25 protein-coding genes are annotated in these 26,723 nt (G+C 34.0%); 16 read left to right on the top strand and 9 right to left on the bottom strand.

From position 1 onward, the window contains the following. Nucleotides 1-24 precede the first annotated feature (24 nt). From L0669_RS11405 to L0669_RS11380, 6 genes are all read left to right on the top strand, one after another. Entirely contained in the window at nucleotides 25-606 is a 582-nt protein-coding gene (locus tag L0669_RS11405; protein ID WP_173970283.1) for an NUDIX domain-containing protein, read from the top strand. Nucleotides 607-643: 37 nt separating this feature from the next. Then, nucleotides 644-2,137: a S41 family peptidase gene (locus L0669_RS11400; RefSeq protein ID WP_263763590.1), complete on the top strand. Its 1,494-nt coding sequence runs from the start codon at nucleotides 644-646 to the stop codon at nucleotides 2,135-2,137. Nucleotide 2,138: 1 nt separating this feature from the next. Then, nucleotides 2,139-3,080 carry an alpha/beta hydrolase gene (locus L0669_RS11395; RefSeq protein ID WP_263763588.1) on the top strand — a complete coding sequence of 314 codons (942 nt, stop codon included), beginning with the start codon at nucleotides 2,139-2,141 and terminating at the stop codon, nucleotides 3,078-3,080. An 84-nt stretch (nucleotides 3,081-3,164) separates the two neighbouring features. Further along, complete coding sequence (locus L0669_RS11390) at nucleotides 3,165-4,046, top strand: L,D-transpeptidase (protein ID WP_263763587.1); 882 nt, start codon at nucleotides 3,165-3,167, stop codon at nucleotides 4,044-4,046. A 456-nt stretch (nucleotides 4,047-4,502) separates the two neighbouring features. Next, on the top strand, nucleotides 4,503-5,093 hold the full coding sequence (locus tag L0669_RS11385; RefSeq protein WP_263763585.1) for a TetR/AcrR family transcriptional regulator: 591 nt from the start codon (nucleotides 4,503-4,505) through the stop codon (nucleotides 5,091-5,093). 102 nt (nucleotides 5,094-5,195) lie between these two features. Beyond that, nucleotides 5,196-6,341, top strand: coding sequence for an FAD-dependent oxidoreductase (locus L0669_RS11380; RefSeq protein ID WP_263763583.1), 1,146 nt, complete (start codon nucleotides 5,196-5,198; stop codon nucleotides 6,339-6,341). 405 nt (nucleotides 6,342-6,746) lie between these two features. Here the strand turns inward: L0669_RS11380 and L0669_RS11375 are convergent, their stop codons facing one another. From L0669_RS11375 to L0669_RS11355, 5 genes are all read right to left on the bottom strand, one after another. Beyond that, nucleotides 6,747-7,139 (bottom strand): hypothetical protein, encoded by a 393-nt coding sequence (locus L0669_RS11375; protein ID WP_191408394.1) that lies wholly within the window; start codon nucleotides 7,137-7,139, stop codon nucleotides 6,747-6,749. Nucleotides 7,140-7,145: 6 nt separating this feature from the next. Continuing rightward, entirely contained in the window at nucleotides 7,146-8,618 is a 1,473-nt protein-coding gene (gene guaB, locus L0669_RS11370) for an IMP dehydrogenase (protein ID WP_173968993.1), read from the bottom strand. A gap of 255 nt (nucleotides 8,619-8,873) precedes the next feature. Further along, nucleotides 8,874-10,274, bottom strand: coding sequence for a DUF5723 family protein (locus tag L0669_RS11365; RefSeq protein WP_263763581.1), 1,401 nt, complete (start codon nucleotides 10,272-10,274; stop codon nucleotides 8,874-8,876). Continuing rightward, a complete protein-coding gene (locus L0669_RS11360; protein WP_263763579.1) occupies nucleotides 10,271-10,822 on the bottom strand; it encodes a hypothetical protein in 552 nt (183 codons plus the stop codon). The genes L0669_RS11365 and L0669_RS11360 overlap by 4 nt, the downstream gene beginning before the upstream one ends. A gap of 81 nt (nucleotides 10,823-10,903) precedes the next feature. Then, the gene (locus tag L0669_RS11355; protein WP_173968987.1) at nucleotides 10,904-11,770 is read right to left on the bottom strand and encodes a hydroxymethylglutaryl-CoA lyase; all 867 of its coding nucleotides are present in this window, start codon (nucleotides 11,768-11,770) and stop codon (nucleotides 10,904-10,906) included. A gap of 296 nt (nucleotides 11,771-12,066) precedes the next feature. Here L0669_RS11355 and L0669_RS11350 point away from each other — a divergent pair, with 296 nt between their 5' ends. Together L0669_RS11350 and L0669_RS11345 are read left to right on the top strand one after the other, a co-directional pair. Beyond that, on the top strand, nucleotides 12,067-12,681 hold the full coding sequence (locus L0669_RS11350) for a SatD family protein (protein WP_263763577.1): 615 nt from the start codon (nucleotides 12,067-12,069) through the stop codon (nucleotides 12,679-12,681). Continuing rightward, on the top strand, nucleotides 12,678-13,394 hold the full coding sequence (locus L0669_RS11345) for a DUF3307 domain-containing protein (protein ID WP_263763575.1): 717 nt from the start codon (nucleotides 12,678-12,680) through the stop codon (nucleotides 13,392-13,394). The genes L0669_RS11350 and L0669_RS11345 overlap by 4 nt, the downstream gene beginning before the upstream one ends. On the opposite strand, the gene L0669_RS11340 is transcribed toward L0669_RS11345, so the two are convergent. Continuing rightward, nucleotides 13,380-14,414 carry a quinone-dependent dihydroorotate dehydrogenase gene (locus L0669_RS11340; protein WP_263763573.1) on the bottom strand — a complete coding sequence of 345 codons (1,035 nt, stop codon included), beginning with the start codon at nucleotides 14,412-14,414 and terminating at the stop codon, nucleotides 13,380-13,382. The two genes, L0669_RS11345 and L0669_RS11340, sit on opposite strands and share 15 nt — an antisense overlap. Before the next feature lie 448 nt (nucleotides 14,415-14,862). Here L0669_RS11340 and L0669_RS11335 point away from each other — a divergent pair, with 448 nt between their 5' ends. The 4 genes from L0669_RS11335 to pepT all read left to right on the top strand — a co-directional run bounded on the left by L0669_RS11335 (nucleotide 14,863) and on the right by pepT (nucleotide 19,229). Further along, the gene (locus L0669_RS11335) at nucleotides 14,863-15,435 is read left to right on the top strand and encodes a hypothetical protein (protein WP_263763571.1); all 573 of its coding nucleotides are present in this window, start codon (nucleotides 14,863-14,865) and stop codon (nucleotides 15,433-15,435) included. Between the two features lie 114 nt (nucleotides 15,436-15,549). Beyond that, nucleotides 15,550-16,509, top strand: a complete 960-nt coding sequence (locus L0669_RS11330) for a DUF6515 family protein (RefSeq protein WP_263763569.1) — start codon at nucleotides 15,550-15,552, stop codon at nucleotides 16,507-16,509. A gap of 79 nt (nucleotides 16,510-16,588) precedes the next feature. Continuing rightward, nucleotides 16,589-17,722 carry a formylglycine-generating enzyme family protein gene (locus L0669_RS11325; RefSeq protein ID WP_263763567.1) on the top strand — a complete coding sequence of 378 codons (1,134 nt, stop codon included), beginning with the start codon at nucleotides 16,589-16,591 and terminating at the stop codon, nucleotides 17,720-17,722. Between the two features lie 229 nt (nucleotides 17,723-17,951). Beyond that, nucleotides 17,952-19,229 (top strand): peptidase T, encoded by a 1,278-nt coding sequence (gene pepT, locus L0669_RS11320; protein ID WP_263763565.1) that lies wholly within the window; start codon nucleotides 17,952-17,954, stop codon nucleotides 19,227-19,229. Nucleotides 19,230-19,845: 616 nt separating this feature from the next. Here the strand turns inward: pepT and yajC are convergent. The 3 genes from yajC to L0669_RS11305 form a co-directional block, all read right to left on the bottom strand. Beyond that, on the bottom strand, nucleotides 19,846-20,121 hold the full coding sequence (gene yajC, locus L0669_RS11315; RefSeq protein ID WP_173971537.1) for a preprotein translocase subunit YajC: 276 nt from the start codon (nucleotides 20,119-20,121) through the stop codon (nucleotides 19,846-19,848). A 117-nt stretch (nucleotides 20,122-20,238) separates the two neighbouring features. Further along, nucleotides 20,239-21,150 (bottom strand): transcription antitermination factor NusB, encoded by a 912-nt coding sequence (gene nusB / locus L0669_RS11310; protein ID WP_173971536.1) that lies wholly within the window; start codon nucleotides 21,148-21,150, stop codon nucleotides 20,239-20,241. Nucleotides 21,151-21,434: 284 nt separating this feature from the next. Beyond that, entirely contained in the window at nucleotides 21,435-22,544 is a 1,110-nt protein-coding gene (locus L0669_RS11305) for a Glu/Leu/Phe/Val family dehydrogenase (protein WP_302774473.1), read from the bottom strand. Nucleotides 22,545-22,747: 203 nt separating this feature from the next. Here L0669_RS11305 and L0669_RS11300 point away from each other — a divergent pair, with 203 nt between their 5' ends. From L0669_RS11300 to L0669_RS11285, 4 genes are all read left to right on the top strand, one after another. Then, nucleotides 22,748-24,526 carry an ABC transporter ATP-binding protein gene (locus tag L0669_RS11300; protein WP_263763563.1) on the top strand — a complete coding sequence of 593 codons (1,779 nt, stop codon included), beginning with the start codon at nucleotides 22,748-22,750 and terminating at the stop codon, nucleotides 24,524-24,526. 68 nt (nucleotides 24,527-24,594) lie between these two features. Beyond that, complete coding sequence (locus tag L0669_RS11295; protein WP_055098480.1) at nucleotides 24,595-24,963, top strand: PUR family DNA/RNA-binding protein; 369 nt, start codon at nucleotides 24,595-24,597, stop codon at nucleotides 24,961-24,963. A 329-nt stretch (nucleotides 24,964-25,292) separates the two neighbouring features. Next, the gene (locus L0669_RS11290; RefSeq protein WP_263763561.1) at nucleotides 25,293-26,117 is read left to right on the top strand and encodes an alpha/beta hydrolase; all 825 of its coding nucleotides are present in this window, start codon (nucleotides 25,293-25,295) and stop codon (nucleotides 26,115-26,117) included. Nucleotides 26,118-26,140: 23 nt separating this feature from the next. Next, entirely contained in the window at nucleotides 26,141-26,686 is a 546-nt protein-coding gene (locus L0669_RS11285) for an RBBP9/YdeN family alpha/beta hydrolase (RefSeq protein WP_263763559.1), read from the top strand. Nucleotides 26,687-26,723: the final 37 nt, after the last annotated feature.

Raw genomic sequence — 26,723 nt, 5'->3', positions numbered from 1 at the left:
TTTTTATACAAAAGATTTCTTATTATGAAAAATCCAGAAATTAAAGTTACTGAAACGAAGTTATTATCAGACAATTGGTATATACTAAACAAAGTAACTTTTGATTACCAGAAGAAAGATGGTAAAGTAGAATCTCACATCCGTGAAGTGTATGACCGAGGCAACGGAGCCGCAATTTTATTGTATAATTCAGCTAAGAAAACAGTAATCTTAACGCGTCAGTTTCGTTTACCAACTTATCTTAACGGAAACAAAACCGGAATGATGATCGAAGTTTGCGCAGGACTTCTGGATCAGGACAATGCTGAACAGGCTGTTATTCGCGAAACCGAGGAAGAAACAGGTTACCGCTTAAAAAAGGTTGAGAAAGTAATAGAAACTTATATGTCGCCAGGTTCTGTAACAGAGATTCTGTATCTTTTTGTTGGAGAATACGATGAAACGATGAAAGTAAATGATGGCGGCGGATTAGACGCTGAACAGGAAAATATTGAAGTTCTTGAATATACTTTTGAAGAAGCATACAGCATGATTGAATCCGGTGAAATTACAGATGCCAAAACTATTTTATTGTTGCAGCATGCTAAAATTAAAAATTTGATTTAATTTTTCACTATTTTTAGGTTTGTAAAAAGACCTTTATATGACCCAATTTAAGATTGTATTTTTTCTAATTTTTCCATTTCTGCTGTTCTCTCAAAACGAAAAAATTCCGGCAGAAAAACTAAAACAAGACCTTACTACTTTTAGAGAAATTAGAGAAAAAGCAAACTCAGGCGTTTACAAATACCGCACTAAAAAACAAATTGACAGTATTTATAATTGGGCATTTTCGCAATTAAAGAATCCACGAGAGGTAATGGATTTTTACAAAATTATTCTCAAAATCACTGACTTCGAAGGCAGTGTACACAATACCACTACTCTTCCTGATGCATATAAAAACAGATATGCATCAGAAAAAGTTTTTTTTCCTCTTCCGGTAAAATTGATCGAAAACAAAATGATCGTCAATTTTAAAAATGACGAGATTCCGTTAGGCTCCCAAATTTATAGCATTAACGGAACTGCCATAAACAAAATCGTACGTTCGTTTTACAAATATTACACCACAGATGGCTACAATATATCAGGAAAAGTAATTGGGATTAATGCCGTTTTTGCGAGATATTACGAAATGGAATATGGACCAAAAGAAACGTTTTTAGTTGAATATTCACTCCCAAACCAAACTGAAAAGCGTTCTAAAATTATTAATAGTATTTCTAATGATGAAAGAAAAGAGCGCTTCAAAAATCGTCATTCTTTTCCTTCTGACAGTTTATTCTACAGCAAGATAAAAGAAAAATATTCGTTTAAGATTTTTTCTAAAAATACTGCTTTGCTTACCGTTCACACTTTTGCCATTGGAGATAATGCAGAAGACAAAGAACATATAGCGTATAAAAAATATCTTGACAGCTGTTTTCAGATGCTTTCTTTACATCCTGAAATAAAAAACCTAATTGTAGATGTTAGAAATAATGGCGGCGGATCAGATCCTAACGATCTTGTAACTTTCTCTTACCTGACTCAAAAAACATATCGCGAAAATAAAAGCGCCTATATCAATTTTCAGAAAATTCCATTTCTTCCCTACTTTGTTTACGAAGAGACTGAGACTGAAAAAAAGCTGGAAGAAAAAAATGATTTTGAAGCCGAACTAAAAGAGGAATATCCAATTTTAAAAGGCAAAATATATCCTCAGAATGCAAAATTCAATCGCGTATTACAACCAGATAAAAATACCTTCAAAGGTCAGGTTTATTTATTAATAAGTCCAAGAGTAGCTTCGGCAGGATCTCTTTTTGCGTCGTTAGTTGCAGGAAAAACCAATGCAATTGTTATTGGCGAAGAAACAATGGGAGGTTATTACGGACACAATGGCCATACTCCCATTGAATATGAACTGCCAAATACAAAAATAAAAACACAGTTTTCTATCGTAAATTTAGAACAGGATGTTCCTAAAAAATCCAGTCAGATTTTTGGACGCGGTGTAATTCCCGATTATAAAATTTCACAAACTTTTGATGATTTTATGCAAAATAGAGACGCGCAAATGGAGTATACTTTGAAATTAATTGAGAGAAAGTAAAATGAAGTTATTTAAAAATCGAACAAGTTTTATAAGAATAATATTCATGCTTTTTTTGATGATTAATGTCATTGCTTTTACCCATGCTTATAAATTCACCCATTTTGCAGAAAACGGATCGACTAAAACTAAAAGCCCAGAAAAATTGTCATCATTTGAAAAAGTAAAAACTTTAGTTTTTGGTGTTAATAATCCTAAACCGAAAACTACCAAATATCCACATCAAACATACCAAACCATAAAACTAAAAAGTAATAAAGAAATTGAATGTTGGCTAATTAAAACTAAAAATTCAAAAGGAACAATTATTTTATTTCATGGTTATGGTGCCGAAAAATCTTCAATGATCGATAAATCAAATGAATTTATAAAGCTTGGTTTCAATACTATGCTTGTAGATTTTATGGGAAGTGGAAATTCAGAAGGAAATCAAACTACAATTGGCTATAAAGAAGCCGAAGAAGTCAAAACTTGTTTTGATTATTTGCATCAAACAGGAGAGAATAATATATATTTATTTGGTACTTCGATGGGCGCCGTAGCCATTATGAAATGTATTAACGATAATAAAATTAAACCTAAAGGGATCATTATTGAATGTCCATTTGGCTTTATGTATGAAACAGTTTGCGCAAGATTTAAAAAAATGAACGCGCCCACTATTCCTATGGCAGGAATTTTAGTTTTTTGGGGAGGTATTCAAAATGGTTTTTGGGGATTCAGCCATAATCCAACGGAATATGCAAAAAATATAGATTGCCCTACTCTACTTCTTTACGGAGAAAAAGATAAAAGCGTAAGTCGTAAAGAAATTGACGAAATTTATTCCAACTTAAAAGGTCCTAAAAAACTAAAGACCTATAAAGAAACAGGACACGAGAACTACTTGATAAAAAATAAAACAGAATGGATTAAAAATATTTCTGCTTTTTTAACAAAATGAAAATCAAATAAACAATTCAAAAAATTGTGTAAGCCATTTTCGCGATGATTAAAATAACTTTACAATACTAAAAAAAACCAGTTTATGAAAAAGTTATATTACACATCCAATATCGTACTTGTATTACTATTAGTTTTATTAGGTTCATGTAAAAAAAATGAAACAACTGAAACTAAAGAAAAAGCAAAACCTAAAAAATCAATTGAACATGTAAAGCCAAAAACTACTTCATATCAATTTGTGAAAACAAAAGAATGGCTAAAAACAAACGAATCTGACAGCGCTAAACTTCGTATTGCTTATGCGATAAACAGAACTGATAAAGCCAATTTTGCAAAATTAGATTCAGTGGTTGTTCCGGCAGATTTTACAGGCGATATTGTTTATTACCTTCCATTTCCTTTGCATGTAGCTGCTTTAGAAGAAGTTTCGAAAGTAATTATTTTCTCTTATCCTACCCAGGCATTTGCTGCTTACGAAAATGGAGAATTAGTATATACCGGCCCAACTAATATGGGAAGAAAAAAAGATCCTACTCCAACCGGATTATTTTTCACCAATTGGAAAGCTGAAAAAACAACGAGTACTTTTAACGACGAATGGGACTTAAAATGGAACTTTAATATCGAAAATAAACTCGGTGTTGGTTTTCACGAATATGCATTACCAGGCTATCCTGCATCACATTCTTGCTTACGATTACAACAAAATGACGCCAAATTCCTTTATAAATTTGCCGACGAATGGATCTTAAAAGACAAGGAAAATGTAAAAGTAAAAGGAACTCCGGTAATTGTTTTTGGAAGTTATAATTTTGACGGTCCAAAACCATGGTTCGAGTTAGTAAAAGATCCAAAAGCATTGGATATTTCAGAAGATGAAATAGAAAACCAAGCAAAACCGTTTATTCAAAAGATCTTAGAAAATCAAAAACTTAGAGAAGCGGAACAAACCGCAACTCCTTAAAAATATTGTTATCCAAGGAAAAAGCTGCTATTACAATTTTGGCGAATTGTATTTAGCAGTTTTTTTTGTTTTTGCTAAAAATCATTACAGTTAGGAAATAATTTATTGCTATAACTAAAATCTCTCATTAAGACCAAAAATCGTAAAGATTTTGTCATTTCGACGAAGGAGAAATCTCCGCGAGAAGCTCGCCAAAGATTGGAGTTTCGTTGCGGAGTTACTTACGAAGATTTCTCCTTCGTCGAAATGACAAGATTGTGTTTAATCTTTGCGCCTTTACTAGATTATAATTTTATTTTAAAGGATATTGACGAGATACAATGAATTTCTTATTTAAATACATTCTCAAAAACACCTTTGCACCTCTGTCCCTCTGCACCTTTGAAACTTTTTCATCCTTTAATAAGCGAACGTTCATTTATTATTTATATCTTTGTATCATAATTAATCAAAGTTATGAGAACGAGAGATGCAAATAAGGAAGTAATTGTCAAACAAAAAGCTATCGAAATGCTGGTTTCACAAGGCGTAGAAGGTTTTGGCATGAACCGATTGGCAAAAGAATGCGGAATTTCTGTGGCGACACTTTATATTTATTATTCGGACAAAGAAGATCTTATCAGGAAAATTGGAGTCGAAATGGGTAAAAATTTCTTTGAAGAAATGCTGGTTGGATTTTCTTCAGAAATGTCGTTTGTGGATGGTTTGCGTAAACAATGGGATAACAGATCTAAGTTTACTATAAATTTTCCCCTTCAAACTGATTGCATCGAACTTTTAAAACATTCTACTTACGGGGAATCTATATTTTCTGAAATTACAACTGATTTTAAGGAAGAAATGACAAAGTTTATTACTAAATCTATCGAGAAAAAAGAACTTCTTCCCATCACTTTCGAAGTTTTTTGGAGCATCGCTTACGGATCACTTTATTCTCTTTTAGAACTTCACAGAGAAGGCAAATCAATGTCGGGGAAACCTTTTGAATTCAGTCAGAAAATTAGGGATGAAGCTTTTAATTTGGTAATAAAGGCTTTGACCCCTTAAGTGAAAAATCAATTTCAATGGCAATATCAATGTCAATTACAATATCAAATTTAAATTCAAAAAAAACTCAATCAATACATTATCAATTAAATATAAAATCAAATGAATACTTCAATTATAAAAAATAAAAAAATTGCCATTATTGGCGGTGGGCCTGTTGGATTAACAACAGCAAGAATTTTACAAATTAACGGTGCAGATGTTACTGTTTATGAAAGAGATCTTAATGCACAAGCCAGAACTTCTGGCGGAACTCTGGACATACATTCGGACACGGGGCAAAAAGCGATGCAAAAGGCTGATTTGATGGATGAATTTTATCAGTACGCAAGACCAACCGGAGAAAAAATGGCCGATATGCATGGAAATATCACTTCGGAAGAAATGCCGACTGAAGAGAATGCTTATGCGAGACCTGAGATTGACAGAAACGATTTGAGAAAAATCATGCTTGAAAACCTACAGGAAAATACGGTAGTCTGGGATAGCCAATTGACTGAAATCGAGAAGATCGATGATCAGTATCATTTAGAATTTAAAAATGGTACCAAAACTATTGCCGATTTTGTAATTATTGCAAATGGAGGAAGATCAAACGCCAGAAAATTTTTCACAGATCAGGAACCTCAACTTTCCGGAACTTATATTATTCAGGGAGAAATTGAAAATCCGGATCGTGATTATCCTGACTTTAAACCTAAATATGGCGACGGAAATGTAATGGCAATGGGAGAACAAAAAATGTTTTACACGCATACATTACGTGATGGTTCGGTACATTTTGGTGTTTCTTTTAAAGCAAATGAAGATTGGGTTTTAAACAACGGTATCGATTTTGACGATAACGCTTCGGTTATTGCTTTCCTGAACAAAAAGTTTGAGAACTGGAATGATGATTATAAAAAATTCTTTGCTGCTTCTACAGATTTTTCGGGATTGCCATTGCGTTTGTTTTCTTTGGAAGAACCATGGAAACAACATTCAAACATTACACTTGTAGGCGATGCAGCGCACTTAATGCCACCATTTGCTGGCGAAGGAGTAAATATGGGTTTAATGGACGCGTATCAATTAACGGAAAATCTAACGAACAGAGAATTCGAAACTCTTCAGGAGGCCATTGACGATTATGAAGAAAAAATGCGTGGTTATGCTCTTGAAGCGCAACGAACAACCTATCAAATGGAGATATTGCTGCATTCTGATGTTACAACTGAAAAGATATTAAATAGCCGTGGCGGGGTTTAATTTTTTTTCTTTTACCATATAAGGAATATAAGTTCATTTAATCTGAATCGAGTATTGTTTTAAACTTTGTTTAGTCGTTTCGAAAATAAACTTTAGTGAATGTTGCCAATCTTTAGTTATTTCCGAGTGTGATCCTTCGCGCCTCAGGATGACAAGATTGTGGTTACTGTTCGCAATAGCAACTAAATGATAAACATTATTATGAAAACTGATTCTAGCCCCGATAGAAGTGGAAATCCTTTTATTTTTTTCCTTTAAAAAAATAAAAGATTGGAACGTATTGCTTCGCCAGTTCGCACTTTCAGGCTCGGGTGCGGGATTAGCTCCTAAAAAAAATAAACAAAACAAAACAAAAAAAGGCATAAGAAACTAAATCTTATGCCTTTTTTATTATTTATATCATTTTCAACTAATCAGTATTTCAACTTCATCTAATTGAATTTGCTTCCGTTTTACTCCGTATAGTTTTTTTAATAAATTAAAAATACTAAATGGATTAGCACCAATCATGGAATAAAACACAGTCAGATCTTCATAATTATGAACTGAAATTCTATATTTTGATTTATCAGTGACCTGAAAACTAAAAAATTTCACTGCTCTTTTTCCATTTTTATAATCCCTTACTTTTAAGTTTTTTTCTCTTAAAAGTATTGCTTCATTGGTTTTTAAATCCAGAATTTCGATAAAAAAATCATCATTTACCTGAACATCAAAACCACCCAAAACAAAAATATCATAAAAACCATAATACAAATCAACTTCAAGAATGTCTTTTAACTTGAACTGTAAATTCATATTGGATTATCTTGAATAATTTGGAGCTTCTTTTGTAATTGTTACGTTGTGTGGATGACTTTCTGTGATTCCGCTTGAGGTGATTCTAACAAAACGTCCTGTTTCTTGTAACGTAGGAATGTCTTTTGAACCACAATACCCCATTCCGGCACGAAGACCTCCAACGAATTGAAGCATACTTTCGTTTAATTCTCCTTTGTAAGGAACACGACCAACGATTCCTTCCGGAACTAATTTTTTAACGTCGTCTTCAACATCCTGAAAGTAACGGTCTTTAGAACCTGTTTGCATCGCTTCAACAGAACCCATTCCGCGGTAAGATTTGAATTTTCTTCCCTCGAAGATAATCGTTTCACCTGGAGATTCTTTTGTTCCTGCTAATAAAGATCCTAACATTACACAGTCAGCACCGGCAGCGATTGCTTTAGGAATATCTCCTGTATAACGAATTCCACCATCAGCAATAACAGGAACTCCTGTTCCTTTGATAGCTGCGGCTACTTCAAGAACTGCTGAGAATTGTGGGAAACCAACACCTGCAACGATACGGGTTGTACAGATAGAACCAGGTCCGATTCCTACTTTTACACCGTCTGCTCCGTTTGCTACTAAATATTTAGCTGCTTCAGGAGTTGCAATGTTACCAACAATTACATCTATTTGTGGGAATTTTGATTTTACTTCTTTTAAGGTATTTACCACACCTTCAGTATGTCCGTGAGCTGTATCGATGATAATAGCATCTACTCCGGCAGCTACTAATGCTTCTGCTCTTTGAACAGCATCACCTGTAACACCAATTGCAGCGGCAACTCTTAAACGTCCGAAAACGTCTTTGTTGGCGATTGGTTTTTGAGTTAATTTTGTAATATCTCTGAAAGTAATTAAACCAACTAATTCGTAGTTAGCGTTTACAACTGGTAATTTTTCGATTTTATGTCCTTGTAAAACTACTTCGGCTTGTTCTAATGAAGTTCCTTCGGCAACCGTAACTAAGTTAGTACTTGTCATTACTTCGGCGATTGGTCTTGCTCCGTTTTTTTCGAAACGTAAATCACGGTTAGTAACAATTCCTTTAAGGATTTTGTTTTCGTCAACGATTGGGATTCCGCCAATTCCGAATTCTTTCATGGCATTTTTTGCATCTGCAATTGTAGAATTCATTGGCAATGTTACCGGATCGATAATCATTCCTGACTCAGCACGTTTTACTCTTCTAACTTTCGCAGCTTGTTGCTCGATTGTCATGTTTTTATGTAAAACACCAATTCCGCCTTCTTGTGCCATAGCAATTGCCATAGAACTTTCAGTAACGGTATCCATAGCAGCTGATACTATTGGAACGTTTAGTGTTATATTTCGTGAAAATTTTGATTTGATACTCACTTCGCGAGGAAGCACATTCGAGTAGTTAGGTACTAATAATACATCGTCGTAAGTTAAACCTTCGCCGATAATCTTGGAGTTGTGTGCTATCATGTTGCAATTTCTAGTTGAATTGCGTGCAAATATAGTGAATAAATTGGAAACTTGATTACTAACTTATTCATAAATTTAACTTTACACGAAAGGTCTTACAAATAACATCAAATTAAATTCCAATTTTTTCAAATCCCAAATTCCAACTGATGATCAAAATTCCAATGGGTAAATTCCAATAAAACCCGAATGCCAGGAATTGGAATTTGGAATTTGAAAAAATTGGAATTTGTCTTCTACTTATTGAGATTTGTTTTAGTCTTCAGAATCGTGGAAAACAAAATTGAAACCAAACTGGAATGCAACACTATTGGCTTTTGAAACATCTTTGTATTCGAGGACATTATCGACGAGAAGATACATATTGAGTTTTCCGAGTGTTCCTGAAAGCCCTAAACCAATATTTTTGTTTGAATAAGAATCGAATGTATAGGTGGCTTTAAAATCTAATTTCTCGAAAATATTTCGTTTATAAAAAGCGGTTAACGCCACGAAAGGCTCAACAGGCATTGACATAATAAACAATTGCCCACCGATTGCATTGGCATAACTTGTGGTTGTTTTTCCTTTGCAATTACAATCTCCGTTAGAACGCGATTCGCCAAAAGAATATTGAATTGACGAATAAAACTTAGTTGGTCGCCAGGTGGTATACTTATTATAAGATGTTTCACGCGGTATGGCATTCTCGAAATCATCAAAAATATCTCCCGGCTCGTTTGCAGGATCAAAACTAGGATTTGCTCCCTGATAATTATAAGTTCCTTTATAACTTCTCGTTTCAAGATCTTTTGTGTGATTGATAAAACCAAGGTCTACAACACTGGCTGTAAACTGAAGGTTATCTTTGAAATAATAGGTCAATCCGGCATCGATGCCAAAGCCCAAACTTCCGTTAAAGAAAGTATTGTGAGCAATATCTTTAGGAATACTGCCTTCGTATTCGTCTTTTGTAAAAGTTGCAATTCCTGAAGTTTTAAGTTCCAGATTTGAAGCAATTACCTGATTGTACATATTGGGCGATCCTTCATTTTGTCCTGTATAAATAAATCCTGAATTTTTAGTAGATGTAGCATTTGCACCGCTTGAATAGAGTTTTGCGCGGCCTCCTAAAACCAGTTTTTCATTTAGTTTTTTATGAAATCCGACATGAAATACAGAAAGGACTTCGGCACGGACGTTTAAATCGGCAAGATTAAATGCTTTGCCAATATGATTGCGATTTCCGTCTAAGGCCAATATGCCGAGGTCTTTAGGAACATACATTAAGAAATCAAATTCCTGATAGGCTCCAAACGAAATATAAGACTGACTATCTCTTCCTCCTACTCTAAAACCACCAGAAAATAATTCGAGTTGCTGATTGACCTGAGCTTTATCTTTACTGGACGAATTATTGATTACGTTTCGAACTTTGTCATTAAAATCGACTCCGTTATTCGCAAATAAATCGTAGGCCGAAAAACTACTCGAACCTAAATTGGCCGAAACTCCGGACAAAACGGGAATTCCGAAATAGAATTTATACGAAACATCGGCTCCGGGATTTACAAGTGATGATTGAGGGATGGATGTAAAATTATACAACACTTCTTTGTTCTGAGCAAAACCGGAAAGTTGAAAGGCGATAATTAAAATCAGATAAATTTTTCTCATTCGATTTGCATATAAACGGTTGCGCCTGACTTGAATTTTAAATTACCTGTACTATTTTGATCTAACGGAGGTCCGGGTGCCATTGTTACCAGAAAACCTAATTTAGTAGTTCTTTTTAGGAGATCTAATCTTGCGCCTTCGAACACTTCGGTTGGAAATTTAATAACATTTGATGTTCCGGAATAGGCGGGAACATTATAGGAATCTGTCTCCAAAACCTGATTATTGGCATCGAGAAGTATTAAATCGATTCTAAATGCTCTGATTATGGTGTTGTCAATTTCAAAATCAAGTTCTGTTTTTACCAGATGTTCTCTAAAGTATTTGTCCTTGAAAGCGTCAAATTCAGTTACATCAGGATAAACCGCTAAGCTTCCGTCGTTCATGAGCTGAGTTGCGGGAACATTAAAATAAGCCAAATTAGCAACAAAGACAGGCTCTAATTTTAGGTCTTTGGTCTGATCAAAATCTAAATCGCTTGAGCATGAAAAAAACAGGAAGGATATAAATAATATCGTAGAAATTCTCTTTAAAAAAGTTGCTTTCATGGGTAGGTTATATATCTAAATAACACACAACGTTATTCTGTTATTACTTATTATCTGCTATAAGTAAATATAGTAAATTTCTTAATGAAATTTACCAAATAATTTCGAGGCTTCGTTATAAGCGCTTTCAAAACTTAAAGAATTTAAACCGGTTATTTTTTTATTGGATGTAAAATATGAAATTAGTTTTTCTGTTGGCATGTTTCCGGTTAATTTATCTGTTGCCATTGGGCATCCGCCAAAACCCTGAATAGCGCCATCAAAACGGGTACAACCTGCTTTTGATGCGGCATCGATTTTCTCGAACCAACTATTGGGCGTTGTATGCAAATGTGCACCAAATTCTATTTGAGGATATTTAGGAATAAGATTCGAAAAAAGATAGGTGATAACTTCGGGCGTAGAGCTACCAACGGTATCTGAAAGTGATAAAATCTTTACCCCCATTCCGGCTAATTTTTCTGTCCATTCGCCAACGATTTCTACATTCCACGGATCTCCGTACGGATTTCCGAAACCCATTGAAAGATAGGTCACGACTTCTTTGTTTTTCTTATCGGCAATTTCAAGAATTTCCTCGAGTGTCACTAAAGATTCTGCAATGGTTTTGTGCGTATTTCGCATTTGAAAATTCTCAGATATCGAAAACGGAAATCCTAAATACTGAATGGGTTCGTGTTCTGCCGCTAACGTTGCACCTTGCGTATTGGCAATTATAGCCAACAATTTGCTTGTGGTTTGCGATAAATCAAGTTGTGCCAAAACCTCAGCTGTATCCTGCATTTGCGGAATTGCTTTGGGAGAAACAAAACTCCCGAAATCAATCGTATCAAAGCCTACACGAAGTAAAGCCTGTATATACGAAACTTTATTTTTGGTAGGAATAAAAGTTTTGATGCCTTGCATGGCATCACGTGGACATTCGATAATCTTGATTTCTTTATTCAAAGCTTATTCTTTTGTAAAGGCTAAGTTAGTTTCTTTTTTAAACAAATAAAAAAAAACTCTTACTGTTATTTTTTTACCATATAAGTGATATAAGTTCATTTTAGAGCTAACTATTTGAATGATACATATAAAATGTATTAGTTTTTTGATTCTCTCTCTACTTCCTCAATATTGTAGCACTTTCAATCATTACTTAAAAAAGGAATAGTCATCAATATTACACATAAATGTAATATTTAATTTTATTACGTATATTTGTAATACAAAAATTAATTTATTTTTAATTATATTTGAATATGACAAGCGTAATTACCGGAGATATCATTGGTTCAAGACAACAAACGTCTAAACATTGGGTCGAGGATTTAAAAAAAATCCTGTCTCCGTTTGGAGAAACTCCTCGTGAATGGGAAGTTTACAGAGGTGATGAATTTCAGGTAGAAATTAAAAATCCTGAAGAGGCGTTATGGTCAGCTATTTTGATAAAAGCACATTTAAGGGCGCTAAAATTAGATGCCAGAATGAGTATTGGTTTTGGTGATAAAACGCATGAAGCAGAGAAAATATCCGAAAGTAACGGTTCGGCTTTTATACATTCAGGAGAGCTTTTCGAAACTTTAAAAAAACAAAAACTAACGCTGGCGATGAGAACGGGTGATGTATCTTTTGACGAAAAAATAAACCTGATGATACAACTGGCTTTGACTTTTATGGACAACTGGCTCGCACAACAAGCCGAATTTATAGCCGTTGCCATAGAAAACCCTACGTTATCTCAAGAAGAATTAGGACAAAAACTGGGTATTAATCAAGCTGCCGTAAGCCGCAGACAAAAGCGTGCTCAGTTTGATTTGGTCCTGCAATTAGATCGTTATTTTAGAACAGAAATAAAACAACTTACCACGTTATGATTTTATTTATAAAACTACTTTTAGCACATTTATTAGGCGATTTTATATGGCAACCCAACTCCTGGGTAAAAGATAAAGAAGCCAAAAAGCATAAAAGTATTTATTTATATCTTCATATTCTTCTGCATGGAGTTTTGGCTGCAATTTTAGTTGGCGAAACTCAGTTTATACCTTATGCGCTTTTAATTGCTGTAATACATGGTCTTATCGATTTAATCAAACTCCATTTTCAGAAAAAGAAAACAAAACGTACCTGGTTTATTGTAGACCAAATTGCGCATGTTTTAATTTTAATGGGTGTTGTATTACTTTACCAACACGAACCCATAAACTTTCAATGGTTTAATAATCAGTTTTGGATTTTAATTACAGGTGTTTTATTCATCACCAAACCTACCTCTATTTTTATTAAAACGATTATTTCGATCTGGCATCCGGAAAGCGAAAATAGCAACAATGATAATTCGCTTACCAAAGCAGGAAACTACATTGGTATTTTAGAACGCTTATTTGTATTCTGTTTTATCTTAACAGGACATTTTGAAGCGATTGGTTTTTTACTTGCGGCGAAATCTATTTTTAGATTTGGAGATCTGAAAGAGGCTAAAGACAGAAAACTCACCGAGTACGTTATGATTGGTACTTTGATGAGTTTTGGCACTGCTATTGTTACAGGATTAATTGTTCAGGCGCTGCTTTTACAATTGCTCTAGAACTTTTTTATTAATTGCTTTTATCAAGGCCGGACCTTCATAAATAAATCCGGTGTACAATTGTACCAGACTTGCCCCGGCATTTAATTTTTCGATTGCATCATCTGCAGAATGTATTCCTCCTACTCCAATAATCGGGAATGCTTTATTGCTTTTTTCAGATAGAAAACCAATTACTTCTGTAGAACGTTTCGTTAATGGTTTTCCTGATAAACCTCCCATTTCGGTTTGGCTTTCAGACTGTAAACCTTCTCTGGAGATTGTAGTATTGGTTGCAATAACACCCGCAATTTGAGTGGTTTTTACAATATCAATAATATCTAACAATTGCTCGTCTGTAAGATCCGGAGCAATTTTTAATAAAATTGGTTTTATTTTTTGAGTACTTGTTTTTTGTTTCTCTACATTTCTGTCTTGTAATGTTTGCAACAAAGCCGTTAAAGGTTCTTTATCCTGCAAAGCTCTCAAATTTGGTGTGTTTGGAGAACTCACATTTACTACAAAATAATCGACATGATCAAACAATGCATCAAAACAAATGATATAATCGTCTACTGCATTTTCGTTTGGCGTTACTTTGTTTTTACCAATGTTTCCACCAATCAAAACTCCCGTATTCTTTTTTAAACGTTCTACGGCTTCGATAACACCACCGTTATTAAAACCCATTCGGTTAATAATCGCCTGATCGGCTTTTAACCTAAACAAACGTTTCTTTGGATTTCCATCCTGACCAACCGGAGTTACCGTTCCTATTTCGATAAAACCAAAACCAAAATCAGAAAGTTCTTTGTATAACTTGGCATCTTTATCAAATCCTGCTGCCAAACCAACCGGATTTTTGAATTTTATCCCAAAAACTTCACGCTCTAAACGAGTATCTTTTACTTCGTAAATGGATCTTATTATTGATGAAACTCCTGGAATTTTCGAAATGAATTTAACAAATGAAAAAGTAAAGTAATGCACTTCTTCCGGATCAAACCAAAAAAGTATCGGGCGAATTATCAATTTATACATAAGAGTGTTGTGTGTTTTTTTCGATTGCAAATTTAATTATAATACTTGAAAGTGACTATGATTTATATCAACTGTTTCCATTCTTTCTATTTTATCCAATTTGAAGTTCAGTGAATAAGTTGTATTTTTTATTTATAAAAAAATAAAAACTATTAAAACGATTTCACTAACTTAGCCATATAATCCTTTTAAACAAATAGTTACAAATTAAAATTCTCTTTTAAACTGAAACTATATCACAAATTATAACTATTATCATATTAGATAAAAACGTTTTAATTTGAACAAAAAAAAAAAAAAAATTAAAACAGACTTTTTTTATCAACTGTATACTCTTCTTCTACAAGCCATTTGACTTTCTTAAGAACTGGATTTTTTTTACATTAAACATAAATCGCTCGATCTTTCGCTGTTTTGATATCCTAATTTAATTTTTAAAATAAAAGATATGAATTACAAAAAATGCATTGAATCTTTTTCGTTATTAATAATAATATTTTTTAGCGCATCATTACTGGCTCAGGAAAGTCGGGATAAGGAAGTTTTTAAACCTCATCATCAAATTGGAATATCAATAAATCACGTTCATGTTTTTGAAGGAAGAGATGATGAAGGAAACAGAGAAGTTTTAACCTTACCCGCCTGGGGAGTTGACTATACGTATCATATTAGTAAAAAATGGGCGATCGGACTGCATACTGATTTTGTAATTGAAAAATTTAAAGTAGAAAAAAATCTGGCAAGTGGCGACGACAAAGAAACTGTAGAGAGAAGCTATCCTATTGCTCCTGCCCTTATGGGAATTTACAAAACAAATGAACATTGGAGTTTTCTATTAGGAATGGGAGGCGAATTTGCTAAAGAAGAAGATTATCTTTTAACACGTATTGGAGTCGAATACGGTTACGAATTACCAAAAGGATGGGAAATTTTTGGAACGTTTAGTTACGATTTTAAATGGAATGCCTACGACAGTTGGGGAATTGGATTAGGAATCGCAAAAAACTTTGGAGGAAAATAAATACTTAGAAAACGAAAGCGCATTTTTAAACCACAATTGCAAACTAAAATAATGGTACTTTTTTACTATTATTCTTATTTTTTTTATAATTTTAATAAGCTTAAAATACTGAAAATGAAAAACATAAAAAAAAACCTTAAAAAAATCGCACTTATCTGTTTAATGGGATCATTTTTCTTGATTTCATTTGATAGTATTGCGCAGCGTGGTCACAATGGCGGTAATGGCATTCGTGGTGGAGCAAAATCAAGACCCGCAGTAAACAGGCCTGCTAATCAATCCCGACCAGCAGTAAACAGATCAACAACAAGACCAGGATCTAATGGCTCTGGTACTAAAATTAACAGACCTTCGAACGCTTCAAACACAAATATTAATAACAGAAAAGCGAATATCAATAATAATACTACCAGAAATTCCGGAAACAGAAATACCAACATTAGCGGAAACACAGTAAACCGAAACAGAAATAATGTAAATATTGACAGAAGTCGCAACAATAATATTAATATCAACAACAATAGAAATACTGTTGTAAGACGAAATACGGTTGTGGTTTACAATCGTCCGCCTTATAGATACGGAGGTTATCGCTACAATACTTTTCATCCTTATTATTTTCATCCTTATCATCCGTTTTATTACGGGCCAGTTTGGCATCCATGGGGATTTTTCGTAGCAACTCTGGCCGTTACAGCCATTGTAGTTAGCGTAGAAAGCACTCAATATCATTATGATCAGGGCGTTTGGTACGCACCTTCTAATGGAGGTTATACAGCAGTGCCCGCACCTGTTGGAGGAACCGTCAATAATATTCCGAGTGGAGCAGAAACCGTTAATACCGGCACCGTCAATAACTATTATTACGGAGGAACGTATTATGAAAAAGAGGGAAGCTCTTATAAAGTCGTTCCACCCACTGCCGGAACTGTTGTTGATAATTTGCCGGAAGGTGGTGAAGAAGTTACAATTGGCGATGTAAAATATGTGAAATTTGGCGAAACTTATTATCAGCCCGTTCAGGTTGATGGCAAAAGCAAATACGAAGTTGTTCTTGTTGAAGAAGACAAGTAATTAATTCTATAGGACAACTATAATTAAAAGTTATTTTTTAACTTTATACCCTATTTAAATACCACAAAACCCAACCATAATGAAAAACAAAACCTATTGGATCTTAGCAATCCTAACTATCTCGATCATTTCGATTGCTTATGGCTACACTAAAATTATTGCTCCAAAACAAAAGTTAGCAGCAATGGATTGTGCCGAAACCCCAAATACTGCTGAAGCTTCGTTATTTAAACCCACAATTGAAAACAAAAACAAACCTCCCTTAAATAAAGCGCCTAAAGGCATGGTCTGGATTCCAGGCGGAGAATTCTCTATGGGAAGCAATGTCGAAGATGAAAGTTTATGCAGCATAAAAGGCGTTACAAAAGATGCAGCGCCCATACATCGCGTATATGTAGATGGCTTTTATATGGATCAAACCGAAGTAACCAACGACCAATTTGAAGCTTTTGTAAAAGCGACAGGTTATGTAACATTAGCCGAAATAAAACCAACTCACGAAGAATATCCTGATGCACCAATAGAAAATTTAGTTGCCGGATCGGCTGTTTTTACCCCTACTCCTGCGACCGTAAATTTAAATAACTACATGCAATGGTGGACATATGTTCAGGGCGCAGACTGGAGACATCCGGAAGGAGCCGGAAGTTCTATAAAAGGAAGAGGCAATTATCCTGTGGTTCAAATTTCTTACGATGATGCGGCAGCTTACGCTAAATGGGCGGGCAAAAGATTGCCAACTGAAGCCGAATGGGAGTTTGCTGCACGTGGCGGAAAATCAGGACAATTATATGCATGGGGAAACACCTTAAAACCAAAAGGAAAATTTCAGGCTAACATATATCAGGGTCACTTTCCTGTAGAAAAAGGAGATACCGGAGAAGATGGCTATATTGGTATTGCGCCAACAGCACAATTCGAACCCAATTCTTACGGACTTTACGATATTGGAGGAAATGTATGGGAATGGACAAATGACTGGTATACAGCAGATTATTATGCTGTAATAAGCGAAAAAGGTCAGGTTGCCAGAAATCCGCAAGGTCCTGAATCTTCTTATGATCCGGGAGAACCTAATTTACCTAAAAAAGTACAGCGTGGAGGATCCTTTTTATGTACAGATCAATATTGTACGCGATACATGGTAGGAACAAGAGGAAAAGGAGATTATAAATCACCGGCAAACCATATTGGTTTTAGATGTGTGCAATAATTTTGGAAAAAAGGTTTGCCACGAATTTCACGAATTAGCACCAATTAATTTAATACAGAAATCCAATTTGTCGAATCTTAATTCGGGAAATTGGATTTTTAAGTTTTAAATAAAAAATTAAAATTCGTGAAATTCGTGGCAAAATTTTTTCATTCCATTTTTTCATTTTTCATAATTTAGAGCTTCACAACGCCTAATTATTTGCTTATATTTGCTAAAAATTAAACAAATGCAACATATTATAGATCGTTTTATCAGTTACGTTACTATTGATACTGAGTCAGACCCAAATTCAAATACCACTCCAAGTACAGAAAAACAATGGAATCTTGCCAATAAATTAGTCGAAGAACTAAAAACAATTGGTCTGTCTGATGTTACAATAGACGACAAAGCTTATATCATGGCAACTTTGCCAAGTAATGTAGATCACGAAGTACCAACAATTGGTTTTGTTTCGCATTTTGATACTTCTCCGGATTTTAGTGGGGCAAATGTAAAACCTCAGATCATCGAGAATTACGATGGTAAAGACATCATCTTAAATGCAGAGAAAAACATCGTTTTATCTCCAAATTATTTTAAAGATTTACTTCAATATAAAGGACAAACAATCATCACAACTGACGGAACAACATTGTTAGGTGCAGATGATAAAGCAGGAATTACTGAAATTGTTTCGGCAATGGAATATTTAATTCAGCATCCTGAAATCAAACATGGAAAAATTAGAATTGGCTTTACTCCCGATGAAGAAATTGGTCGTGGAGCGCATCATTTTGATGTGGAGAAATTTGGCGCACAATGGGCTTACACGATGGACGGAAGCCAAATTGGTGAATTAGAATATGAGAATTTTAATGCTGCCGGAGCTAAAATTACTTTTAAAGGAAAAAGCGTTCATCCTGGTTATGCCAAAGGAAAAATGATCAATTCGATGTTGATTGCTAATGATTTTATCAACGAACTTCCAAAAGGAGAAACTCCACAGGAAACTAAAGGTTACGAAGGATTTTTTCACGTGCACCACATAACAGGAAATATCGAAGAAACGGTTTTAGAATTGATTATTCGTGATCATAACAAACTGAAATTCGAAAAACGAAAAGATTTAATTGGTAAAATTGCAAAAAAAATCAATAAAAAATTCGCTAAACAATTTGGTGAAGATATCGTAATTGCTGAAGTAAAAGATCAGTATTACAATATGAAAGAAAAAGTACTTCCGGTAAAATACATCGTTGATATTGCCGAAAAAGCAATGAGAGAACTAAACATTAAACCTGTCATTAAACCTATTCGTGGCGGAACCGACGGATCGCAATTATCATTTATGGGATTACCTTGTCCGAATATATTTGCTGGTGGTCATAACTTTCACGGAAAATACGAATATGTTCCCGCAGAAAGCATTCAAAAAGCAACTGACGTTATTGTAAAAATTGCTAAATTAACTGCAATTCCGGGTGCTTTTGATGTAGCTGAGAAGCCTAAAAGAAAAAGATAAAAGGAAAAATAAATTCCAATTTTGAAGATTGGGAAAGGAAAAAATTCCAAATTCCAATTATACCTATTATAGACCTTTGTCAAAGTTTTAGACTTTGACAAAGGTTTTTTTTGTTGTAATGTCATTGCAAGGAACGAAGCAACACTATGCAGAATTATCACACATTGTCACCACAATCTTTGTCGAACCTCTTACGGAGATCCCTCGTTCCTCGGGAAGACATACTTTATGGTTACGTTGTATGTAGACTTTTGTCTAATTACAACTTTGTCGACCTTGGAATTGAATCTCTTTGCGTAGACGCACTGCTGTGCGTCTCTACAATTAACAATACGAATAATTTGGAATGATTGTAGACAAAAAATGAGAATAAAAAAATCCGTGTAAAATCTGCGATTTCGCGAAGCGAATCAGTGTAATCCGCGTGCCATGCTATTGCCTGGATTGTGATTACTCTTTGCGGGACTTCGACTTCGCTCAGTCTGACACGCCTATATTCACATAATGAGATTGCTTCGTTCCTCGCAAAGACTCACAATGCTTTTAAATCAAACACAAAAAAAATCCCAAACTCCAGTTTTGGAATTTGGGATTTTAAATATTCTAATTTAAAAAATTAAGCCTTTTTATTCAAAGCAGCACTCATTTCCATAGAAATAGCTGAACGCTCAATTTTTAATTTTCCTGACATTGTTTCGATAACTGCACTTGTTTCTGCAAGCTCAACCACTTTACCGTGAAAACCACTTTTTGTAATTATTTTGTCACCTACTTTTAGGCTATTTTCAAATTCTTTTTCGTTTTTCGCTCTTTTTTGTTGTGGTCTGATCATGAAGAAATACAACACTACAAACATTAGTAAATAAGGAGCAAATTTCATTAAATCTTGCATAGTATTCAGTTTTTATTTTTGTTATTAATATTTATATTTTTGGCTCTTTGACTTCGCTTAAAGCGACATCAATAATTGGAATTTGGATTTTAAAAAAATTGAGATTTATCAAAATTTTTACATTAATCCACGTCCAACTTTAACCATCTTTTTATTAGCCGTTAGTTCTTTAACAAGGTTATCTAAAATTCCGTTGATAAAAATACTACTTTTTGGTGTAGAATACTCTTTTGCAATTTCTAAATATTCGTTAAGAGTTACTTTTACTGGAATTGAAGGGAATTTTAAAAATTCACAAATTGCCATTTTCAAAATAATAGTATCAATTTCAGCAATTCTTTCACTGTCCCAATTTGGTGTTTTATCGTCGTATTCTTTTGCAAAAATAGTTTCGTTCAAAACTGTTCTTCTAAACAAATCTTTAGCAAAATCTTTATCTTCAACATCTTTGTACAATTTTGGCACTCTAAAATCATCAGGATCCTGAGTTTTAATTGCTTTTAATTGTTTAACGATATGTGTATTTACAACGGGAATATCATCAACCCATGTTAATTTATCATCTTCTAAATACTCGTATAATTTTTCGTTAGGAACAATTACATCGGCAAATAAATCGATCACAAATTGTCTGTCTTCTTCGAAAGTATTTGTTGTAGTGCTCATGTATTTTGCATATACATCACTTGATTTAATATCATTTAAAAGTAAAATGATATAATCATCGTTTAAAGACCAGTTGTTGATTTTACGATTTTCTAAAGCAATGCTTAAAGAATTACTTTCGGCAAGAAGTTGAAAAATTTTGTTATTGATGAACTTTTCGTTCGGATTACGTTCCGCAGCAGTTGCAAGATGTTTTTTGCTTGATAAATGCAAGAAAACTGATTCTTTTTTGCAGATTTCAATCAATGAAGAAAGCATTATAAGATATAAATCCTGAATATTATCGATACTGTAAAAAAGAAACTTCTCTTCTTTTTCCAGATTATCAGAACCGCTTTGATGCATTGCATAAATGGATTGCATTACTTTAACGCGTATGTGTCTTCTATTTACCACCTTGTAAGAACATTTAAAAATTAGTCTGCAAAATTAGCAATTTCAATCCTTATAATAAAATTTATTCGCAATTTTTAGTCACAGTTATCAGTCGCGGTTTGCAATACTGCAGAAAGTGGCTGAAAAAGTCGCGGTTTTTAGTCTCAGTTTTCAGTCTCAGTATTCAATAGCGGGGCATAAAAAAAGTCTCAGTCTCAATTTTCAACTGAAAACCGAGACTGAGACTGAGACTGTCAACTGTAAACTAAAAATTACTTTTTAGCAGCGTTTTCAATTTTTCTCAAATCGATACGATTTTGAGCAATTGTAAGTGCCGCTTTATGTGTTGTCATACCGTTTTTAACAGCATAATCGATAATTTCTAATGTAGTGTTATAGATATTTTCGGTTTTTGCCATGATTTCAGCTTTACCGTAGTGCTCTAATTCAGCATAAACATTGATGATTCCACCAGCATTGATTAAGAAATCCGGTGCATATAAAATACCTCTTTCCTGTAATCTTGCTCCGTGAACATTTTCATCAGCCAACTGATTGTTTGCCGCACCAGCGATAACTTTAGCTTTAATTTTGTTTACTGTATCGTCATTAATGATTGCTCCCATTGCACATGGCGCATAAATATCAACATCTGCAGTATACAAATCTTCACCAGTATAAACTGTTGCGTTGTATTTTGAAGCTACCTGAAATAATTTTTCTTCGTTGATATCTGTAATTGTAACGATTGCTCCTTCTTTAGTCAAATATTCTACTAAAGCTTCACCAACGTGACCAATTCCCTGAACCAAAACTTTTTTACCATCTAAAACATCAGTACCAAATTGACTTTTAGCAGCAGCTTTCATTCCTAAATAAACTCCGTAAGCAGTAATTGGAGAAGGATTTCCTGAACCACCTCTTTCTTCAGAGATACCCGTAACATAAGGAGTTACATCTCTTACAGTGTCCATATCTTTAGTTTCCATTCCAACATCTTCTGCTGTAATATATCTTCCGCCCAAAGAGTGAACAAACTCTCCAAACTTGCGCATTAATTCTGGCGTTTTTTGCGTTTTAGCATCACCAATAATTACTGCTTTACCTCCACCAATGTTTAATCCTGTGATGGCAGATTTATATGTCATACCTCTGGAAAGACGCAAAACATCGTTTAATGCTTCCCATTCAGTATTATAGTTCCACATTCTGGTCCCTCCTAAAGCTGGCCCCATAACTGAATTATGAATACCAATAATTGCTTTTAAACCCGTATCTTTGTCATTGCAAAAAACAATTTGTTCGTGATCATCAAAAGACAGTTGACCAAAAACAGGATCCATTTTTTGAAGTTCCTTTCCAGTTGCGAAAGTTGCATCCATAGCGCTAGTATTTATTAGTTAAAATTATGAATTTGTCAAAAAGACTTCTCAAATTTATATAAAAAATACACTTGTGCTAATTTTTTATCTTTAAAATAACAATATAACAATCGTTTTGTTTTGATTAAATTATACTTTCCGTTAATTTTAATTCATAAAAATTTACAATATCAACACAATTCAACATTGAATCTCTTAAAAAAATGAAAGAATTAAGCTATTTAAACAAATATTTCATAAAATATAAATATAGTTTCTCTTTAGGAATTTTAATCACCATAATCGCACAAATATTCTCTTTATTTACTCCTAAGCTTATCAGTAAGTCCCTAAACGCTATCGAGAAGTTCGATAAGCTGCCAAAAGCAGAACAAACATCGCAAGTAGTTATAGATAGTTATCGCGACGGATTAATTCATAACGTACTGTTAATCATAGCTACTACGATTGTCGCTGGGTTTTTAACGTTTTTGATGCGCCAGACTTTAATCGTAATGTCGCGTCATATCGAGTTTGATTTAAAAAATGAGGTTTTTAAACAATACGAAAACCTTTCACAGAATTTCTACAAACAAAACCGTACCGGAGATTTAATGAATCGTATTAGCGAAGACGTTTCTAAAGTGCGTATGTATGTTGGTCCGGCAGTAATGTATACGATCAATACTTTTATACGTTTTGCTATCGTTATTATATATATGTATAATGTTTCGCCATTATTGACCTTATATACTATTTTGCCTTTGCCGATTCTTTCGTATTGTATTTTTAAATTAAGCTCTGAAATCAATAAACGAAGCACCACATTTCAGCAATATTTATCGAAAGTATCAAGTTTTTCTCAGGAAATTTTTTCCGGAATTAGAGTAATCAAAGCAAATTCACTAGAAAATCAACACCAGAATAATATGGTGGCGCTTGCCGATGAAAGCAAAAAGAAGAGTTTAGACTTAGCCAAAGTACAATCGCTATTTGGTCCTTTAATGATTGCCTTAATCGGGATTAGTAATTTGGTGGTGATTTATTTTGGAGGTGTTATGTATATCAACGGAACGATCCCTAATATTGGTACTATTGCTGAGTTTATTTTATATGTAAATATGCTAACGTGGCCTGTAGCTTCGTTAGGATGGGTTTCGTCGATGGTTCAGGAGGCAGAAGCTTCTCAGAAACGTTTGAATGAGTTTTTGAAATTAGAACCTGAAATCAAGAACAAAAACGAAAATTCATCTGATATTCAGGGAGCAATTGCTTTCGAAAATGTAAGCTACACTTATGAAGATACTAATATCGAGGCTTTAAAAAATGTAACTTTTACGGTAAAAAAAGGAGAAACGCTGGCTATTCTAGGAAAAACCGGTTCCGGAAAATCAACCATCTTGTCTTTGATTTCACGTTTGTATGATGTGACCGAAGGAAGAATCACGATTGACGGAAACGAAATCAGCACTTTAAACTTAAATGATCTTAGAAATAATATTGGAATTGTACCTCAGGATGCTTTTTTATTCTCAGACACAATAAAAAACAACATTAAATTTGGTAATCAAAACGCTACAGACGAACAAGTAATTGAAGCTGCCAAAAATGCTGTTGTTCATGATAATATTGCCGCTTTTAACAAACAATACGATACTATTTTAGGAGAAAGAGGTATTACACTTTCGGGCGGACAAAAGCAGCGTGTATCTATTGCACGTGCGATTATTAAAAACCCGGCCATACTGCTTTTCGACGATTGTTTATCGGCTGTAGACACAGAAACTGAAGAAACAATTTTGAATAATTTATTCGAAATATGTAAAGATAAGACTACTATAATTGTAAGCCACCGTGTATCCTCTGCAAAGAACGCTGATAATATAATTATTTTAGAAGACGGCAGGATCATTCAACAAGGCTCTCATAATCAATTAATAAATCAGGAAGGATATTATGCGTCGTTATATTTAAAACAACTTTCGGAAAAAGAATTACTTTAAATGTTGCGTAATAGATAATTTTTTATGATTTTTGAGTACTATTAATTCCAAAAATGATAGAACGTATTATGAGAGAAAATGACATGTTAGAAAAAGAAGAGATTTTTTCTAAAGTATTACGAGCAGGAAGAAGAACTTATTTCTTTGATGTGAGAGCTACTAAAGCTGATGATTATTATATCACTATTACCGAAAGCAAAAAATTTACCGAAGAAGACGGTTCTTTTCATTTTAAAAAACACAAAATTTACTTGTACAAAGAAGATTTTAGTGCTTTCGCTGAAATACTAGAAGAAATGACTTCATATGTCTTGAACCACAAAGGCGAAGAAGTAATTTCTGAGAGACACCAAAAAGACTTTAAAAAAGAATATGGTTCTGATAAACCTGAAACACAAAGAACCAGTTTTACTGATATTGATTTTGACGATATTTAGTCGAAAATAACTTGAAAAAGCACAAGTCCAAATGTTCTGCATTTTGGACTTTTTTTATACATATTAAACTGCTAGTTATAAACATTTTAAACACATAGAAACATAGAATTACTAAACTCAAAAAAGGCGTTTCACTTGCATTAACAAACATAGCTATGTGTGAGAAACTAGTTTCTTTTTGTTTACTTTTCAAAAACATAAAATCTATGTTTCTATGTGTTCAATTGTTTTTTTTCTGCATTACACCCAACAGGTTATATTAATTTATTATTTTAGATTTCGAGTTTATATTTCTCAAATTGGCCATCAACAATTCAATGCTTTTTAAAATGAAAAAATTAATCCTCTTACTTACTTTCTTATTTATTGGAGCTTCTTCTTTTGCCCAAAAACTGGATTACGAAACCAAGACAAATATTCAATATTACAATACTGCAACAAACAAATCCGACAGTTATATTAACGAAAGATGCGTTTTAGATATTTACTATCCTAAAAACACTAAAAATTTCGCCACGATTGTCTGGTTTCACGGAGGCGGACTAACAGGCGGAAGCAAAGAGATTCCGGAAGCCTTAAAAAATAAAGGTTTTGCTATCATTGGTGTAAACTACAGATTGTCACCAAAAGCAAAAGCAGCAAAAGCGATCGACGATGCCGCTGCGGCCGTTGCCTGGGTTTTTAACAATATTACCAATTATGGAGGCGATCCTTCTTTGGTATTTGTTTCCGGACATTCGGCAGGAGGATATTTAGGAATGATGATTGCTTTAGATAAAAAATATCTTCAAAAAGAAGGAATTGATGCGAATAAAATTGCAGGATTAATTCCGTTTAGCGGACAATGTATTACGCATTTCGAAATTAGAAGAGAAAACGGAATTCCTGAAAAACAGCCTGTAATTGATACTTTTGCGCCACTATACCACGTTCGTGCCGATGCTCCGCCACTTTTATTGATTACGGGAGACCGCGAATTGGAGATGTTAGGCCGTTATGAAGAAAACGCCTATTTGGCCAGAATGATGAAACTGGTTGGACATACACAAACGAAATTATACGAATTAGACGGTTACGGACACGGAATGACGGAACCTGCATTTCCTTTGCTTGTAAATGAAGTTAACCGCATCGTAAAAGAAAAGAAAAAATAATCCTTAAAATAAAATCCACGGCAATGGAAACGAAACTACTAATATTACCCGGACTCGGAAATTCCGGCGAAAAACACTGGCAAACCTTTTGGCATAAAAAATTCGAAAACTCAATCAGAATCGTTCAGGACAATTGGGACGAACCTGTTCGAGAAGAATGGCTCGAAAGATTAAATGAAGAAGTAGCAAAACTTAATGAACCAACGATTCTGGTAGCACATAGTTTGGCCGTTTCTTTGGTTTTGCATTGGGCTAAAACAAATAACAACAAAAACATTGTAGGCGCATTATTAGTCGCTCCCGCTGATGTTGATTCACCTGAGCATACTCCGGATATTATCAGAAATTTTGCGCCTATGCCCATTTATACATTGCCATTTCCGTCGATAGTGGTGGCAAGCGAAAATGATCCTTATGCTACATTTGAAAGAAAACAATATTTTGCCCAACAATGGGGAAGTGATTTTGTAAGCGTAGGCCAACAAGGGCACATCAACTCTGATTCGGACTTAAAATACTGGGAAGAAGGGCAATTGATATTACAGCAATTGTTATCGAAAATTTCTTAATTTTTAGTTTTCAGTCGCAGTCTCAGTTTACAGTTTT

It is taken from the genome of Flavobacterium bizetiae (assembly GCF_024271895.1).
GTDB classification, from domain to species: domain Bacteria; phylum Bacteroidota; class Bacteroidia; order Flavobacteriales; family Flavobacteriaceae; genus Flavobacterium; species Flavobacterium bizetiae.
This window is presented reverse-complemented; position numbering and strand designations above follow the sequence as displayed.

Bases quoted from the DNA above. Each gene is read 5' to 3' on its own strand.
- L0669_RS11335 (WP_263763571.1), top strand. From the start codon at position 14,863: ATGAATTACAAAAAATGCATTGAATCTTTTTCGTTATTAATAATAATA.
- L0669_RS11360 (WP_263763579.1), bottom strand. From the start codon at position 10,822: ATGAAAGCAACTTTTTTAAAGAGAATTTCTACGATATTATTTATATCC.
- L0669_RS11350 (WP_263763577.1), top strand. From the start codon at position 12,067: ATGACAAGCGTAATTACCGGAGATATCATTGGTTCAAGACAACAAACG.
- L0669_RS11380 (WP_263763583.1), top strand. From the start codon at position 5,196: ATGAATACTTCAATTATAAAAAATAAAAAAATTGCCATTATTGGCGGT.
- L0669_RS11345 (WP_263763575.1), top strand. From the start codon at position 12,678: ATGATTTTATTTATAAAACTACTTTTAGCACATTTATTAGGCGATTTT.
- L0669_RS11330 (WP_263763569.1), top strand. From the start codon at position 15,550: ATGAAAAACATAAAAAAAAACCTTAAAAAAATCGCACTTATCTGTTTA.
- L0669_RS11325 (WP_263763567.1), top strand. From the start codon at position 16,589: ATGAAAAACAAAACCTATTGGATCTTAGCAATCCTAACTATCTCGATC.
- L0669_RS11295 (WP_055098480.1), top strand. From the start codon at position 24,595: ATGAGAGAAAATGACATGTTAGAAAAAGAAGAGATTTTTTCTAAAGTA.
- L0669_RS11385 (WP_263763585.1), top strand. From the start codon at position 4,503: ATGAGAACGAGAGATGCAAATAAGGAAGTAATTGTCAAACAAAAAGCT.
- yajC (WP_173971537.1), bottom strand. From the start codon at position 20,121: ATGCAAGATTTAATGAAATTTGCTCCTTATTTACTAATGTTTGTAGTG.
- L0669_RS11375 (WP_191408394.1), bottom strand. From the start codon at position 7,139: ATGAATTTACAGTTCAAGTTAAAAGACATTCTTGAAGTTGATTTGTAT.
- L0669_RS11305 (WP_302774473.1), bottom strand. From the start codon at position 22,544: ATGGATGCAACTTTCGCAACTGGAAAGGAACTTCAAAAAATGGATCCT.
- L0669_RS11390 (WP_263763587.1), top strand. From the start codon at position 3,165: ATGAAAAAGTTATATTACACATCCAATATCGTACTTGTATTACTATTA.
- L0669_RS11365 (WP_263763581.1), bottom strand. From the start codon at position 10,274: ATGAGAAAAATTTATCTGATTTTAATTATCGCCTTTCAACTTTCCGGT.
- L0669_RS11340 (WP_263763573.1), bottom strand. From the start codon at position 14,414: ATGTATAAATTGATAATTCGCCCGATACTTTTTTGGTTTGATCCGGAA.
- L0669_RS11400 (WP_263763590.1), top strand. From the start codon at position 644: ATGACCCAATTTAAGATTGTATTTTTTCTAATTTTTCCATTTCTGCTG.
- L0669_RS11285 (WP_263763559.1), top strand. From the start codon at position 26,141: ATGGAAACGAAACTACTAATATTACCCGGACTCGGAAATTCCGGCGAA.
- nusB (WP_173971536.1), bottom strand. From the start codon at position 21,150: ATGCAATCCATTTATGCAATGCATCAAAGCGGTTCTGATAATCTGGAA.
- guaB (WP_173968993.1), bottom strand. From the start codon at position 8,618: ATGATAGCACACAACTCCAAGATTATCGGCGAAGGTTTAACTTACGAC.
- L0669_RS11395 (WP_263763588.1), top strand. From the start codon at position 2,139: ATGAAGTTATTTAAAAATCGAACAAGTTTTATAAGAATAATATTCATG.
- L0669_RS11300 (WP_263763563.1), top strand. From the start codon at position 22,748: ATGAAAGAATTAAGCTATTTAAACAAATATTTCATAAAATATAAATAT.
- L0669_RS11405 (WP_173970283.1), top strand. From the start codon at position 25: ATGAAAAATCCAGAAATTAAAGTTACTGAAACGAAGTTATTATCAGAC.
- pepT (WP_263763565.1), top strand. From the start codon at position 17,952: ATGCAACATATTATAGATCGTTTTATCAGTTACGTTACTATTGATACT.
- L0669_RS11290 (WP_263763561.1), top strand. From the start codon at position 25,293: ATGAAAAAATTAATCCTCTTACTTACTTTCTTATTTATTGGAGCTTCT.